Consider the following 658-nt stretch of genomic DNA (forward strand, 5'->3'; position numbering starts at 1 on the left):
TTTACGAAAATTCCCGTGTGTACGAGAGGGCGACGTGAACAATCCCGCTAAGCTTCAGAAGGCAATCCATAAGCTCATCGGAGCGCATGCGCGAGATCTTTCGGCGCGGCTCCATTAGCATCGCCTCAAACTTTATCCGCCGGAAGCGCGCAAAACCCTAAGGTCGTTTTCTTCCACGGAGGCAGCCAAGCTCATTGGAGTCAATGATGGTTATCTCCGCCATCTGTCGCTCGAAGGCAAAGGGCCTCAGCCTGAGGTCGGCCCGGCAGGAAGACGCTCCTATTCCATCGAAACGATCCAGGCTCTCCGAGAGTATCTTGAGGTTAATGGCAAGGGCGACAGGCGTTACTCCCCTCGCCGTTCCGGTGCTGAACATGTGCAGGTTATTGCGGTTGTGAATTTCAAAGGAGGAAGTGGCAAAACCACTACCGCCGCTCATCTCGCCCAGTACCTCGCACTGAACGGCCATAGGGTCCTTGCTGTGGACCTGGATCCGCAGGCAAGCTTATCAGCACTTCACGGTTATCAGCCTGAATTCGACGTCGATCAGAACGACACCCTATATGGCGCTGTTCGGGATGATAATGAGCGACGTCCCCTCTCCGACGTGATCAAGAAGACTTATTTCGCGAATCTCGACCTCGTTCCAGGCAACCTT

General features: G+C 54.6%; 1 pseudogene. It reads left to right on the forward strand.

Annotated elements, in window-relative coordinates:
- Positions 1–34 precede the first annotated feature (34 nt).
- Positions 35–658, forward strand: a pseudogene (locus tag A7X77_RS32900) (AAA family ATPase); the annotation flags it as partial.

The sequence above is a fragment of the Rhizobium bangladeshense genome, from assembly GCF_001662075.1.
Classification (GTDB): domain Bacteria; phylum Pseudomonadota; class Alphaproteobacteria; order Rhizobiales; family Rhizobiaceae; genus Rhizobium; species Rhizobium bangladeshense_B.